The sequence below is a fragment of the Saccharothrix isguenensis genome (genome assembly GCF_052936305.1).
In genome coordinates this window covers 4,714,023-4,727,823 of sequence record NZ_CP193626.1, presented here as the reverse complement: position 1 = coordinate 4,727,823, position 13,801 = coordinate 4,714,023, and the positions used below count along the sequence as shown (strand labels likewise).

At 66.0% G+C, this 13,801-nt stretch carries 12 protein-coding genes and 1 pseudogene; 3 read left to right on the top strand and 10 right to left on the bottom strand.

Annotated features, from left to right (window positions below; genetic code table 11):
* Positions 1 to 570 precede the first annotated feature (570 nt).
* Complete coding sequence (locus ACRAKI_RS21260) at positions 571 to 1,017, top strand: transposase (RefSeq protein WP_447002260.1); 447 nt, start codon at positions 571 to 573, stop codon at positions 1,015 to 1,017.
* 204 nt (positions 1,018 to 1,221) lie between these two features.
* Here the strand turns inward: ACRAKI_RS21260 and ACRAKI_RS21255 are convergent, their stop codons facing one another.
* Complete coding sequence (locus ACRAKI_RS21255) at positions 1,222 to 1,440, bottom strand: hypothetical protein (protein WP_447002259.1); 219 nt, start codon at positions 1,438 to 1,440, stop codon at positions 1,222 to 1,224.
* A 441-nt stretch (positions 1,441 to 1,881) separates the two neighbouring features.
* Between ACRAKI_RS21255 and ACRAKI_RS21250 the strand changes: the two genes are divergently transcribed.
* On the top strand, positions 1,882 to 2,247 hold the full coding sequence (locus ACRAKI_RS21250) for a hypothetical protein (RefSeq protein WP_447002258.1): 366 nt from the start codon (positions 1,882 to 1,884) through the stop codon (positions 2,245 to 2,247).
* A 360-nt stretch (positions 2,248 to 2,607) separates the two neighbouring features.
* Here the strand turns inward: ACRAKI_RS21250 and ACRAKI_RS21245 are convergent, their stop codons facing one another.
* The 6 genes and pseudogenes from ACRAKI_RS21245 to ACRAKI_RS21220 form a co-directional block, all read right to left on the bottom strand.
* Entirely contained in the window at positions 2,608 to 3,600 is a 993-nt protein-coding gene (locus tag ACRAKI_RS21245) for a sugar phosphate isomerase/epimerase family protein (RefSeq protein ID WP_447002257.1), read from the bottom strand.
* 2 nt (positions 3,601 to 3,602) lie between these two features.
* On the bottom strand, positions 3,603 to 4,520 hold the full coding sequence (iolE, locus tag ACRAKI_RS21240; RefSeq protein WP_447002256.1) for a myo-inosose-2 dehydratase: 918 nt from the start codon (positions 4,518 to 4,520) through the stop codon (positions 3,603 to 3,605).
* Positions 4,517 to 5,083 carry a hypothetical protein gene (locus tag ACRAKI_RS21235; protein ID WP_447002255.1) on the bottom strand — a complete coding sequence of 189 codons (567 nt, stop codon included), beginning with the start codon at positions 5,081 to 5,083 and terminating at the stop codon, positions 4,517 to 4,519. The genes iolE and ACRAKI_RS21235 overlap by 4 nt, the downstream gene beginning before the upstream one ends.
* A gap of 21 nt (positions 5,084 to 5,104) precedes the next feature.
* Positions 5,105 to 6,265, bottom strand: a complete 1,161-nt coding sequence (locus ACRAKI_RS21230; protein ID WP_447002254.1) for a ferritin-like domain-containing protein — start codon at positions 6,263 to 6,265, stop codon at positions 5,105 to 5,107.
* A gap of 71 nt (positions 6,266 to 6,336) precedes the next feature.
* The gene (locus ACRAKI_RS21225; RefSeq protein ID WP_447002253.1) at positions 6,337 to 8,223 is read right to left on the bottom strand and encodes a GMC family oxidoreductase; all 1,887 of its coding nucleotides are present in this window, start codon (positions 8,221 to 8,223) and stop codon (positions 6,337 to 6,339) included.
* Between the two features lie 466 nt (positions 8,224 to 8,689).
* Positions 8,690 to 8,826 (bottom strand): annotated as a pseudogene (locus ACRAKI_RS21220) (IS5/IS1182 family transposase); the annotation flags it as partial.
* A gap of 819 nt (positions 8,827 to 9,645) precedes the next feature.
* On the opposite strand from ACRAKI_RS21220, the gene ACRAKI_RS21215 reads away from it, so the two are divergent.
* Positions 9,646 to 9,789, top strand: coding sequence for a hypothetical protein (locus tag ACRAKI_RS21215; RefSeq protein WP_447002252.1), 144 nt, complete (start codon positions 9,646 to 9,648; stop codon positions 9,787 to 9,789).
* 1,149 nt (positions 9,790 to 10,938) lie between these two features.
* Here the strand turns inward: ACRAKI_RS21215 and ACRAKI_RS21210 are convergent.
* The 3 genes from ACRAKI_RS21210 to ACRAKI_RS21200 form a co-directional block, all read right to left on the bottom strand.
* Complete coding sequence (locus tag ACRAKI_RS21210) at positions 10,939 to 11,535, bottom strand: ESX secretion-associated protein EspG (protein WP_447002251.1); 597 nt, start codon at positions 11,533 to 11,535, stop codon at positions 10,939 to 10,941.
* Positions 11,536 to 12,590: 1,055 nt separating this feature from the next.
* Positions 12,591 to 13,094, bottom strand: coding sequence for a hypothetical protein (locus ACRAKI_RS21205; protein ID WP_447002250.1), 504 nt, complete (start codon positions 13,092 to 13,094; stop codon positions 12,591 to 12,593).
* A 76-nt stretch (positions 13,095 to 13,170) separates the two neighbouring features.
* A complete protein-coding gene (locus ACRAKI_RS21200; RefSeq protein WP_447002249.1) occupies positions 13,171 to 13,701 on the bottom strand; it encodes a hypothetical protein in 531 nt (176 codons plus the stop codon).
* Between the last annotated feature and the right edge of the window lie 100 nt (positions 13,702 to 13,801).

Here is a 13,801-nt window from a genome sequence, read left to right as displayed (position 1 = left end):
AATTCGCCTTGTTGGCAATACGTCATTCGGACGCGGGCCGACGTGCCGCGGCCACCGGTCGACGCGCGGCCGATCACGCCTCGGTTGGCCGCCGGGTCCGTCGAGTGAGGTTCCGACTCGTATGCAGGTACGGTCGGCGCCCTCGATACCGGAGCGCACCGCGTAGCGCTTGTCCCAGGCCGGTTCCTGCCGCTCGGCGCGGTTGGGCAGCCGCAGCTCGAGCAACTCGTGGGGGAAGCCGACGTTTCGCGCGGAGTCGCGGGAGGTGGTGCACTTGGCCCGGACCGGGAATGGTTGGCACTGCTCGTGGTGAAGCGGGCCACGATCAGCGGGGCCGAGGTCGGCGAGGATGTCGGGCAGGACTTCGGCGTCCGAGCTGGTGGCCCCGCCCGAGACCACGTTGCGGCCGTCGCCCGGGGCGGGTCTCGCGTGCGCGAGAAACCCTTGCCGGTGGGTGACCCGCTCCGACGTGCGTAGCTGGCCGCCAGGTCGTAGGGCGAGATGAGCTTCCCCGGGGGTAGCCCGGTGGCTTTCCAGACATGGTCCGATAGGGCCTGAAGGGAGTCGTCCGTGGCACCACCGAACGAGTACCCGGACGAGTCGAGGTCCCGTGCGGTCCGGCTGTACCGGGAGTCGGACCCCAAGCCGGTGATCTGGCGCCTGGCCGAGCAGCTGGGCGTGCATCATGAGGCGTTGCGGAACTGGATCCGCAGGACGAGGCCGACCGCGGACAGCGTGACGACCGGTCCACGACCACCGAGTCCGAGGAGCTGCGCCGGCTCCGCAAGGAGAACGCGGAACTCAATCGCGCCAACGAGGTCCTCCAGCCGGCGTCCGCTTCCTGGCGGCGGAACCCGACCCGACCCGGAGACGGTCGTGAAGCTCGTCGAGCAGCTTCGCGGCCGCTTCGGGGTCGAGTTCGTCCTCGGGGTCCTCGGTGTCGCCTCTCCACCTACCACGGTTGGGTGGCCCGACAGGCCGACCCGTCCCGCCGTGCGCGCGAGGACGAGGGAGTGAATTGGCTTCGACTGAGGGCGGACACCCGGGATATTGCCGGACTTGCGAGTCGGAAATCGCCTGTGCTGTTCTGTAGATGCGTACGCATTATGCCGCCCTGTCCGTCAAAACGGGTCAACCCCACTGCCTAACCCGACGACGCTGCGACGTCATCGGCCGATCAGCCCTGCCGCAGTCCGCGTCGAGACGGTGCCGGGTGTGGGTTCAGGAGCGGCGAAGGATCAGGCGATGCCCGTCGTAGCGCCCGCCGCTGCACTCGGCGGTGATCTTGGCGTTTTCGTCGAGGCTGATGAGCGGACCGCCACCGCCCCGTACGCATTGTTCCAGGGTGACATCGGGTTCGGCCGACGCGGTTCCCACCGCTGCCAGCGCACTGCACAAGACGACCGCTCCGGCGGCAGCCGCCATCGTCATCCGGCGCATGATGACTCCTCTCGTCGCACCGCCGCACTGCGGCGGCGACTCCATCCGTCTCCTCGTCGGTCACGTGGATCGCGCAACCGTTCCGCTCCTGGGTTGACCCCATCACGGCGTACGACGCCCTGGGCCACCGGAATCACTCGGACGTGGAAGCGGTGTGCCCCACGTCGTCGTCGGTCGAAAGAACTCCCGCCGGCCTTTCTGCTGTGCAGTCCGCCGTCGTGCGCTCGGGAAGCGGCCCTGAGTGGGCCGGTCCCCAGGTGCTTTACAGCGTCCGCACGATGCAGGCCGCAGTGTCCCGCGCCACCTCGGTCACGGAGTCACCTCTTCGGATGAAGCGTCCTCGACCCGGTCTGACATGTGGCGAGAAGGCAACCCCACGGCGGAAGGTCACCGACACACCTCGCTGACCTCCCAAGATCCAGATCAAGGAAAGGCGCCATCATGCGACTCCTGCTCACCACAGCCGCAGTGACGGCGGCGGGCGTCCTCGCCCTTGTCGGCAACGCCGCCACAGCGAGCGCCGAACCGGTCATCGACCTCGATCTCTCCCACCTCGTCTCGAACGTGGCAGTGTCCACCGACACCGCCACGGCCGGCGAAGTGGTCGTCGGTGGAACCGGTGTCGTCGTTGACGACGACACCTTCGGTGCTGTGGTTGACGGCTTCCAGGCTTGTAGCGGCAATTCCGGGGGTTTGGCCGGCCTTCCGAGTATTCCGGGCATCCAACTCATCACTTCCGAGTGCTCCGGTGGGTACACCGGAAGCGACGGGAGTTCCAGTGCTCCCTCCGGTTCTGGTCGCGACTGACAGCGACTCACATAGGCAGTGAGCCCTTTCCAACCTGGAGTGGTCGACTGTGGCGTGGTGGTTGGCCGAGCTTCGCCACCACAGCGACCGGGCGACCCCGCCCGCCGAACAGCACCGCCTGCGCACCACGCTGCTGGAGCCCATGCGGCGACTGTCGTCGGCGGTCCGCACTCCGCCGGTCCGCGCTGTTCACCCTCGCCACCGAAGTGGCCGTCCAGTGGCAACAGGCATCAGGCGGGGACTGGGCGGCCTACGCCGCAGACGTCAGTCGACGGGAGCGGACGTGCCCGCGGCATCGGCAGCTCCCTCGTCGATCCTCGACCTGACGTTCACGGCGTCTTGACCGATGAGCAGCTCGGGTCATGCCGCGTGCAGCGTGGCCAGCTCCGATCGCAGTTTCTTGATCCCGTGCTCGGCAACCTCGTAGGCGCTCGGCACGCCCGGAACTGGCTCGTCCTCCATGGGGATCCAGAACTTCCGCCTTGTCAGCCGCAATGAAGTGAGGAACGCCGGGATGGCGTTGAAGACTTCGATGAGCAGCGGTCCGTCGTACACGGGCAGGACCGGATCGAGGAACGTGCGCCAGGGGATCCAGCTGTCCGCGACCTCGCCGCGATCTGGCGGGGACACTTGCACGTAGTGCAGGCGCCGCTGGTCGGCGGCATCCTGGATGTCGCTGCGGTACGCATCCGGGCCGCTGCTGCCGAGGACGACGTGGGAGCTGTCCACGCACACACCGACGTTCGGACTGCGCACGCCGGCAAGGAAGTCGAGCACGTCGCGCACCATGTTCGGGGCTGGTGTCTCCCAGTGGTCGACGGGTTCGATGGCGACCTGGACGCCCTTCTCTGCCGCGTATTCGCCAAGCCGCTCAAAGATCGGCTGCGCGACATCGTACCGGGGCCGCAGCCAGTCCTGCAGCGCGTCACTCCACAGCGGTTTGCCGTTGAGTGTGGGAAATACGTTGTAGGGGAACAGGACCGGGCCAGCCAAGATGGTGCCGCGCAGGGCCGCTGTGATGTCCACCCGGGACTTGAGGTAAGCCAAGGCTGCCTCGCGTTCCTCGGGGTGCAGCGATGTGGGATCGTAGGCTGGTGTGGTGGCCACGTTGGTGGTCAGACCTACGTCCTCCAAGCCGGCTGCGTCGAGAGCCTCCCTGAGCTTCTCGTAGCGAGGCACGTCCGCTTGGGGGTTGCCCGCGTCGTTAGGGAAAACGGGCATGTCGAAGCCCGTGTACCCGATGTACTGCAGCTCCTTCATGTGCCTGACGATGACCTCGGTGTACCGGGGATCATCCGGGTGCAGGTTGACGGTGAACATGAAGAAGCTGAGATAGATGTCGCGTGTACTCATCGTTACCATCCCAGGACTTTGGTGAGGTAAGCGTGGGCCATCTTGGCGTACTTCAGCGGGCATGCCGTCGCCGGGTTCTGTTCGGCCTCGACGACCAGCCACCCCTCGTAGCCGGCTTCCCCCAGTGTCGAGAGGATGGGCTCGAAGTCGATAACGCCTTCTGAGTCCCCGGGTACGGTGAAGACGCCCTGCAAGATTCCCTCCTGGAAGGAGAGGTGGTCGCTCCTCACCTTCTCGGCCACCGACTGGCGGACATTCTTGAGGTGAACGTGCTTGATTCGCTGCTTGTGCCTCTCCGCGGTTTCGAGCGGGTTGTCGCCCGCGAACTGAAGGTGCCCGGTGTCGAACAGCAGATGCACGTGGTCCGGGTTGGTGCCCGCCATCAACCTGTCGATGTCCTCGGCCGTCTGCACACCAGTGCCCATGTGATGGTGGTAGCAGAGCCGCATCCCGCTGTCCGCGGCCAGCTTTCCGATTTCGTCGAGCCCGCCGGTGAGGAGATCCCAGTCCTTTTCGGTGAAATGGGGGCGGTGCTTGAAAACGGGGATGGGCTGCAGGTGTGACGACTGCCCGAACTCTGCCACCACGATGTCCTGGCCGCCCACTTCCTTGAGGAACTCCAGCTGCCTCTTGAAATTTTCGACGGTCCGATCTTTGTCGCCGATGGTGAAGTAGGTGCTCACCCAGGGCTCGGACACCCTCAGGCCGCGCAGGTCGAGCGCCTCCTTGAGCACCGCAGGGTCGGCCGGGTACTTGTGGCCGATACTGCAGCCCTGGAAGCCCGCGAGCGCCATCTCGCTCACACATTGCTCGAACGGTATTCCGATGTCGATCAGCGGAAAGTCGTCGTTCCACCACAGGGTCGGCGTCACGCCGAGTGATACCTTGTCGCGACCCAGGTTCGGGACAGTACTGGTCATTGCACTTGCTCCTTCTGGTAGTTCTCGAATGTGGGCGGATTGGCCCACGACCCGTAGCCCGGCGCCTTCGCGCCGGATGGGTGGGCACCGATCGCCCGCCACAACAGCCCCTCGGTGTAGGCCTCGGGGGAGACGACGAACAAGGCTTTGCGTCCGTCTGTGGCGTGCGCGCGGTCTTCCCCGGGCTGGCCCTGTCCGGACACGGCGTGCCAGGGCTGGTTTTCCTCGGGCTGGCTGTCATCCGGGGCGGCGGGCTTCGCACCGCTCCGGCCGGGTGCCGTCCAGGCCGCCACGTCCACACGTCCCGCCAGGTCCGGGCCGTACCAGACGCCGACGTACCAGAGCTTGATGATGCTTTGCACCACTGGATCGGCGGGGACGGCACAGGGATCGGAAAAGATCGCGTTCTGGATCGCATCCGGCCCTTCTTGATCCACGACCGTTTCGTAGTAGGCCTCCGCCTGACCGGTCCCCCATAGGTCGAACTCGCTGAACCCGGTCACAGTGGCAGAGAACTTCACGAATTCCCGTAGCTTCTCTTCTGCGGTCGTTCCTTGCGTCACGGTGCCTCCTCCTTCGACGGTCTAGAGTTCGAATGTCGGGCCGGCGTTCGCCCCCGGATGCCCTGTGAGCGGGTTGCGGATGAGGCGGTTCATGCTGTCGCGAATGCGGAACATCTCCCAAACCGCCTTGAGCAGCAGTTCGGGCTGACCGTTGTAGGCGAGATTGATACCGGTGAGGAAGGTGGCATAGGACTTGTTGAATTCCTTGGCCGCCGCCAGGAGTTCCGGGTCTCCCGCGAGGTGTGCGAGCTTGATGTCCGGCTTCACCGGGTAGACGGCACTCCAGTCAACGTTCAGATCCGGGCCGGAAGGCTCGCCTGGATTGTCGCCCTTCTTGTAGTACCGCCCCTTCTCCAGTTGCTGGAACCTGTAGTAGTGGGCGATTTCATCCTGGTTGTCGAAGATGCCGCCGTACAGCCCTTCGCCCTGCTCCGCGACGAGAGTGAGCGCCGCGACTGCGGTGTCCCTCCCCGTCACCTTGATCACATCGCCGCCACCCGAGTAGAAGTACTCGGGGGTCACCTGGCGAGCGGGATCACCGGTGAAAATCGTCGTCCCTGCCTTACGGGCCTGGTCCTCCAGGTGGTTGATCCCCCGGTTGATCTCCTCGTAGAACTCACCGATGCTCCGGAAGCGCTGGGTGGGGTCCCTGGGGACGAGGCCGAGGATGGTGCCGGACTCCTCGAGTTCTGCCAATTCGTCCGGTCGCGGCGCCGAACCGTTGGACGTCAGTCCAAGGGTCGCCCACTCCATCGATACAAACCTGTCTTCCTCGTTAGCTGCCTGCGCGGGCTTCTCGATCTTCAGGAACGTGTCGAGAGCCTCGCGCGAGAACGGTAGGAGATGCACCTCGAAGTAATCCGGACCACACGGCAGGCGCGTCGGATAGTTCGGCACGAAGCCGGGCTTGGTGAGGTCCGGCGTCCCGCCCACGGCGTTCAGGACGTTCGCGACCAGGGTGAGGTGCAGCATCTCCTCGACGGCCACGACCCTGATGACGTGCCAGGCATCCGAGTTCTTCCCGGGGTGTAGCGAGTAGAGGGCGGTCAGGTAGGGCGGGAGCGTTGCATGCTCCAGCTGGAGCCCTTTGTAGAGGTACTCGTGCAGCTCCTCGAGGGTCTGGATCTTGGAGGCCTGGGACGGTTCCGATGCTGAAACGGACAGGGATTCTGAAATGGACATGTTCCCCCGATCGTGGGCGGTGGCGGTGGCGGTGGCGGGTGTCGCGTTCGACCCGCCGATCTGTTGGCCGTCTAGCTGTGGACGGTGGCCGGCGCCTTCGCGGCACGCAGGTACCTGACGATGTGGGTCGAACTGCGGAAGGCGAGCGCCGCCATGGTCAGGCTGATGTTGGAAGTCCCGATAGAGGGCAAGCTGCCAGGCCCGACAAGATAGAGATTTTCGTGGTCCCACGACTGCTGGGTGTGGTCGACCACGGAGTTCGTCGGGTCTGTTCCCATGATGTGGGTGCCCGCCAGGTGGTTGCCGCCCACGATGTTGTACCACTGGCCGTCGTGCTCGACGGCGCTGTAGCGCTTCTGGTCGTACTCGGTCCTGTCATCAACGCCGAGCTTGTCGAAGATGTCGGTCGCGAGCTTGCGGGCGAACGCGGCGCCCCGCATGGTGTAGGGCGGGATCTTGAACGACACGACCGGTTTCAAGTTGCCGATGGCATCCTTGTATCGGTCGTCCACAGTGACCGTGTTGCTCCTGTCGGGCAGCAGGTCGATCATGAAGGCCAGCAGGAGCTGTCGGGAGATCTGGTTCCCGAGTGTCCTGCGCAGCTCCGGCCCGCGCAGGCCCTGCTTGTCGACGAGTTCGACCAGGTCCGTGTAGGGCGAGCCCGTTGCCCACCCCCAGCCGTCGTTGTGGATGTCCACGCCGAATCCGGCCTGGGTTCCGCGGAATCGCCCGCCGCGCAGGTCGGTGATCCCGCTCGTGCAGGTTGTGCCTCGCATCGTGCCGGCCGGCTTGGGCAGCAGGCCCCAGGACAGCAGGTAGGCGTGGTCCATCAGGTTGCAGCCGATCAGCTTGCTGCGGCTCATACGCTGCATGTCGGAGGCCAGCAGAAGCCGGGCGTTCTCGATGGCGTGCGCGCAGAGAATGTAGACGGTGCCCTTCACCGTGTATGTCTCGTAACTGTCGGAGTCGAGCGACTGGTAGTTCTTGATGGTGATCCCTGTCACCCGCCGGTCCAGGTCGTCGATCTCGACCTTGGACGCGACGGCTTGCATCACGATCTTGACGTTGTCCTTGCTGAGCGCCTTGGCCAGTGTCTTTCCCGCGTGATATTTGGCCTGCACGGGGCAGATCGGGACGCAGTTGGTGTTGCCCTGGCAGCGCTCGCCTTCTTCCGCCTGGCTCGTGCTCACCGCGCCGACCGGGACGAAGCCCTTGCCGCCGTCGTACGCGGCGTTTGGCACGCCGTTACGGGCTTGCGGAAAGCTCCGTACCTGAAGTGTGTAATCGTCGTCCGCGAGGTTGACCCGCATGCCGTCCACGCCTTGGGCGACCGTCTGGTCGAGATAGGACGGCGGCATGCGGTGCATCGGGAACACGTATCCCTTGGGGAAATGCATTCCCAGGTATGCCTGGTCCTCGACTTCGGCGGCTACGCCCAGTTCGGCTTCGGCCTGCCGGTAGTAGGGTTCCAGGTCGTCATAGCTGAGCGGCCAGTTCAGGCCCTGGCCGTACTTGGTTTGCAGGTTGAAGTCCTCGGGAAGCATGCGCAGCGCTTTCCCCTCCCAATGCATGGAGGTGCCGCCGAGGACCCGAGTGAAGGTGGTGTCCGTACAGTACTTGTCCTCTTGTACGAGGTAGAAGTCGTCTCGGGGCGTGTCCGGACGCACCGGCATGGTGTCGGTGCTCCTGGGCATCCGGGCATTCGGGTTGAACGGGTACGGAGACTGGTTGTCCTTGATGACTGCGCCGTAGAACCGCGACAGGTACGACTCGTACTCGGCGAGGTCCAGGTCCTTGCCGGGGCCGGCTTCGAGAATCAGCACCTTGTAGCCTGCTTGGCTCAGCTGCTCGGCGACGATGGAACCTGCCATGCCGCCACCGACGATAACGGCATCCCACTCGGCTTTCGCGGCCTCTGCGGCGCTGGTCTGCGTCGCGGCACCGGCCGGGAAAATCATCTGGTCTGTATCACCGTATGATGTCATTGATACCCCTTTTCGCGCCTGGGGTGACCTCACCCCGCTTACGGCAGAACAGTCCGGTGGCAGATCCCGCCAGCCCTCAGAATGGAAGGTGATCGAATGGCTTCCGAAAGCCCGCCACTGCCACTGGCAAACGAGGGTCAGCTCAGAATCCGAGTTCAAGCTGAAGGGCTGAGGCGAGCAAGCATCGCGGCGCCCGCCCATGAACTTCTAAGGGATTCCCGTAGTTCCGAGCGGTCCCGCCGCCAACTGCGCCCACTCGCCGCGTTGTTGACCCGTCCGCGTACGCCGCATACGAGGATCACCCTTCGCTTTGCCATTGACCACATCCGACGCCGCTCGCCGATCCGCCGGGATCGCGGGAAGGGCCTCAGCACGAGGCTTGCATATGGTGCTGTCTTCCGCGGCGGGTTTCGTCGGTGAATCCACCGTTCGGGTGTAATCAGAAATCCTTTGAGCGTTGCCTCTCTGGGGTGAGGGTGGCCTTGGCGATGCGGTCATGCGCTTGGGGCTGATGTGTGACCTGCGGAAGATTCGCCAGGAGTTCAGCCGTGCAATGCCGCGTTCGACGGGAGTCCGGCCTGATACTGCAACAGACTTGCTTGTCGGGTAGTGAATCATGATCGTTGTGGTGGTCGATGTTGCAGGCCGGTGAGGTGTCGCCGGAGGGGGTGCAGCGGTTGTTGCGGCGGGCGGACTGGGACGTCGACGGCGTGCGCGGCGACAGCGCAGAGCGGTCCTCCTCCCGGTAGAGGCGCCCGTAGTCCAGGACCTCCTCGTCGGTGGCCGCGATCATCCGCAGGGCCCGCACCAACGCCGTCTCCAACTCGGTCAGCTCAGCCCCGCGGCCCGGCGCGCGGCACAGTGCAGCGCCACCCAGGAGGACAGGTTCGCCCCCTTGGAACCGGCCACCCACTTCCCCGACCGCTTGGACCGCTTGGTCGGCGGCTCACCCGCAGGCGACCGCGCAACCGCTCCAACCGCTCCTGGTGCGGGGTGCCGGCCGTGGCGGATTCGGTGGTCGGAGATGCCATGACAGATCCCTTCGACGCTGGAACGCGCGGACGCGGCACGAACTCGCCCTCCAGCATTGCTGACAATCCGTCATCGTTCGTGTACACACAGTGCCCGAATGGTTGAACCGGCAGCCGCAGACTCCAACCTCGACCACAACGACCCGGCCACCGCACTGTTCACCTGCGCGGCACCCTGTCCTCTGCCAACCGAGCCGCCTGGAAGCAGCACCACCACGGCTACTTCGATCAGCAGCACAGATCAACACGCCGACTTGACAGGGAACTCCTGGACCGGCCGAGTGGATTAACTGCCGCCTGAATGGAGCATCATCGGTAACGCTGAGCGCTTGCAGATGTCACGCTCGGAGAGCGATTCGCCGCCGTGCCCAGCTCGACCGCCTGGTCGACGGCCCCGGACGGCGGGGTGGTCCGGGCTGAAGACCCGCACCTGGTCGGACAGCAGGGCGCGCAGGTCGGACCGCACCGCCGGGTCACCGGCCTCGCCGCGCCGGCGGATCAGGTGTAGCGGGCTGGGTGTTCCGGCCGGCTCACGCGCAGCCGGTTCTCGAGAGGAGGTCGGCACGCCAGTACGGGCGCGGAAGGCATCGACATGATCATCATTTGGAGGGACTGGCGGTGAGCGGGCCGGCGGCTGCTGACCGCTGTGCGCCGCGCTGGCTGCCGCGGCACCGTCGCACACGGCTCCAACCTGACCGCAACCCACCGCGCCCGTCCGGGCCTGGCGTTGGCCGACCGCCACCCTTGCGTCCGCAGCCGGCTCGACCAGGTGCGCGTGGCACGCGAAGCCGTCCGTCCGCGCCTGCCGGTGGCCGTGCTGGAACTGCCTCGGGTCTTCGGCGCTACCTGACCGGTCGACGGCACGTCCGGGCGGGCGTCCTGCCGCTGCTGCGACGCCTGCTGCCGCTGTTCGCGCCATCAGGTGGAACCGCGTGACCACCGCTCGGGCCGTTGCGCAGGCCACGGTCGAGGCATCGCGCCCAGGCCGCAGTGGCGATCATCCGGTGGCGGTTGCGACCCACCTCGGTGCCCGGAACCGATCAGAAGGCACACGGGCGGTGGACGACTTCCGTCGGCGAGGAACGCGCCCCCAGGTTGACACCCGTGTCTCCACTGCACCGGTGAAGATCCACGGCGAGTACGGGACCGGGGTCTGATCGAGCCCATCTCAGCGGCAAGTATCGGGCCCGCTGCATGGCGATCGACACCTCAGCGATCGTCCCGCCCTACCGGTGCGGATCGCCAGGCCCTTAACGCAGGTCGAGTAGTCCTTTGGGCTGAGCGCGATTGCACTTCTCCGTGGTCGAGTCAAGAGCGGGAGCGGTCCCATTTTTTGCGGCGTGAACGTGCCTCCGCCTGTGGCGGGAGAATGGTTCGTATTGCCGAGGTCGGTTCGTCGAGCGAGAACGACCAACTGGGTCGCGACTTGGTATTTCTGGTGCGTTGCACCAGGGTTGGCCGCGCCTCGACGGCCTTTCTGGGGGTGTCGAGGAGTTCGGGCGCGTGCGCTCTCTCTCCCCCCCGTGCGCGCGTCCACCCCCCGGCCCGTCGGTCGCCTTATCGGCTGACGGGCCGGGCGATCAGCTTCACCGGGAATCCTTCCGTTCCCGCGACGGCCTCCTTCGCGTGTGCCGGGCAGGCGTCCGGGCGTCGACACTCAATGCTCGTATCGGCGCTGCTCGAGCAGTGCTTCGACGTGGCGCAGAAGATCGCCGGGTCCGGCGGGTTCGCCGCATCCGAGCAGTCGACCGGCGGGTGTGTCGCGAAAATCGACCACGTCTCGGACGCGATGTCGTCTGCCGGTGGTGTCGACGAACGAAGCGCCGAACCAACCGCGCAGGTGGACGCCGTCGACCTCGTAAGGCGGAACAAGTTCGACCAGGTGCGCGGCGGGGCGGCGATCGGGGAACTCGATGATCGCAAGCAGTCCGCCCCGCAGGATTGCCAGCACCCCGCGGTCTTCCGGGGCGGAGGCCGCCAACGCCCTCACGGACGAGCGACCGATGCCCAGTCTCAGGTCGACCGAGCACGGAGGGTCGGCGACGAGCTCCAACGCGGCCGTCAGCCATGAGACGAGTCCACCCTCCGCGATCACGCCGAGGTCTGTCAATTCCTTCCGGCCTACACTGCGGTCGACCTCGTCACCGTTGACATGCAACACGATCGGCATCGGGCCAAGTTCGAGATGCTCCCATGCTGCGAGGTAAGCAGCGACACTGAGCGAGATGTATCTTTGAGACGTGGCGACGGTCATGACAGGTGCGCTCACCTTCGCTTGATGAGATTTCGCTTGATAAGACGGCGCGTCCGTCGCGCGCCGTGCGGCTGCCCACCCCGATCGACGAACATAGCGACCCACGCATTCCTCCGCCATAGCAGAGGTGAATGTTGCTGCGGGAACCGGCGCGCCGTGGACGACCGGAGGCGGACGCAATCGCAGTACATCGTCCACTTGCGGAAGTTGCCCGGGATCACCGTTGTGTGATCGTTCTCGCAGAGGTTTAGACGGGCGCGGCCGACTCCTCACCTCCTGATACACGCGGTGAGATGGTGTGCCGACGCCCGCCTCCGGGCAGCTGTACGGGCAGCGTGGCGACCGACTGTCGAACCTGCCCCGCCCCTACTGGGCAAACCTCGCCCCTGATGGGCGACGAGTCGATCATGTCCGGATGGGCGCGGAGGCTGAATCGCTCAGGTGGGGTCCACAGCCGCCGATGTGTGAAGGAGAAGCGTCGGACCCGTTGTAAGGGCTGGCGCCCTGCCGTATGCGGCGGGTGGGTCCGTCGCGGTCAGGCCGTCAAGATGGAGAACGCGCCGCGCGGCGCGGGCGGCCGGGCACGCGCACGGCCGGGCACGGGCCGGCTCGTAACGGTGTGCCTGCCGAAAACATCATCCGTGCAGGCCAGGCGGCGTGGTGGTGTTTGTGGGCATGCCGCCCAGGCGTTGTCGGGCCGTAGACGTGTTCCTGCTCGTCAACAGGCGCTCGGTCTTGGGGTCCGGTTGTCCGCACGAATCGGGTTCGATGTCGGTGACGCCCCACCGGAACTCGCCGCCGCGGTCACCGTGTCGAGTGGTTCGGTCATCGCTCCTCGCCTGCGCGCGGAAACGACTTCGCCCGGACCGGCGTGACGCCCGGTCCGGGCGAAGCGGGTCACACCGTCGGGTAGGCGTAGTAGCCGGTGTTGGTGGAGCGGCGACGACACATGATCATTCCCGACGGTTCATTGCACCCGTCTTGTGCGGGAGTTCGGTTCGGACTGACGCGCCGACCTGAAGGGAAGTCGCAGGCCGGCACCCGGGACGCGGCAGTCAGGCGAAGACGTAGGTGCCGATGCCTGAGGCGGCGGTGAGTCCCGGTTCGGTGAGGCAAGCGAGGAGGTCGAGGTTGGGCAGTTCGACGATGTGAGTGGTGGAGTCGCCGGTGAACCTGCCCGCCGTCACCGTCCCGGTCTCGACGATGACCAGGGTGCCCAGGACGTAGTTGGCGGTCCGGTTGTAGCTGATCGTGCTGGTGTCGCCGGTGTTCCAGGTGATGGTGTACGAGCCGCTGCCGGAGGCGACGATGTCCGTGCACGAGCGGTCGAGGCCGTGGATGGTCGCCTGCACCTGCCCTCCCGTGACGGCCGGATCGGTGAGGGACGTGCACGAGAGGACGTTGTGCACGCTCACGTCCACCGTCCGACGCGTGTTCAGCAGGCCGGGGGAGTAGACCACCGACTGGGTCTCCGCGCAGGTGAGATCGCCTGGGGTCGCGTGCGAGATGGACGGCGGGAGCAGCAGGGACGATGTGATCAGTACGGCTGGGACCAGCACACTTCGAATTCTTCGCAACGCTTGCACCTCCACGGTGACGGCATTGAGGGTTCCTTCGCCCGCGGTGTTGGTCGGTTCACAGCACGGCCGTGAAGGTGACCGTGCCGCTGACGCTGGTCAGCCCTTGGGGGGTGAGGCAGGCGGTGAGGTCGGTGGCGGGCAGGACCTTGCTCTGGACGACGGTGGCGCCGTGGAACAGGCCGTCGACCACGGTGCCGGTCAGGACGAGCACGGTGGTGCCGCCGGGCTTGAGGTTGACTTCGAAGCCGCCTCGGACGGTGCTGCTGTGCCCGGTGTTCCAGTGGTAGGTCGAGGTGTTGGTGGTGGAGCCGGCCAGGCAGCTGAACGTGCCGCTGACCAGGGAGGTGAAGGTGGCGCCGGTGATCTCGGGGTGGCTGGGGGACACGCAGCCGCCCAGCGTGCCGGTGGCGTGGAAGTCGATGTGCCTGGGCAGCAGCGTCATGCCGGGGGAGTAGGTGCCGACCTGGGTGCCCAGGGCGCAGTTGACGTCCACCACAGACGGCGAGGCGGAAGCGGGCACGGGGGACAGGACGGCGGCTCCGAGGAGTCCGCCCACCAGGGCGACGATCAGTGAACGCAGACGCATGGGGTTTCCATTCCGGGATCCGAAGGGAGGGTTGAGTGTTGCGATCCCGGCGTCCGCTCTCAATCGGCTGATCGGCTTGTGGCAGAACACCGTGCGTGGT

What these genes read in the sequence shown, in the direction of transcription:
- ACRAKI_RS21255 (WP_447002259.1), bottom strand. Translation starts at nt 1,440, where the DNA reads ATGCGCCGGATGACGATGGCGGCTGCCGCCGGAGCGGTCGTCTTGTGC.
- ACRAKI_RS21250 (WP_447002258.1), top strand. Translation starts at nt 1,882, where the DNA reads ATGCGACTCCTGCTCACCACAGCCGCAGTGACGGCGGCGGGCGTCCTC.
- ACRAKI_RS21245 (WP_447002257.1), bottom strand. Translation starts at nt 3,600, where the DNA reads ATGAGTACACGCGACATCTATCTCAGCTTCTTCATGTTCACCGTCAAC.
- iolE (WP_447002256.1), bottom strand. Translation starts at nt 4,520, where the DNA reads ATGACCAGTACTGTCCCGAACCTGGGTCGCGACAAGGTATCACTCGGC.
- ACRAKI_RS21230 (WP_447002254.1), bottom strand. Translation starts at nt 6,265, where the DNA reads ATGTCCATTTCAGAATCCCTGTCCGTTTCAGCATCGGAACCGTCCCAG.
- ACRAKI_RS21225 (WP_447002253.1), bottom strand. Translation starts at nt 8,223, where the DNA reads ATGATTTTCCCGGCCGGTGCCGCGACGCAGACCAGCGCCGCAGAGGCC.
- ACRAKI_RS21210 (WP_447002251.1), bottom strand. Translation starts at nt 11,535, where the DNA reads ATGACCGTCGCCACGTCTCAAAGATACATCTCGCTCAGTGTCGCTGCT.
- ACRAKI_RS21200 (WP_447002249.1), bottom strand. Translation starts at nt 13,701, where the DNA reads ATGCGTCTGCGTTCACTGATCGTCGCCCTGGTGGGCGGACTCCTCGGA.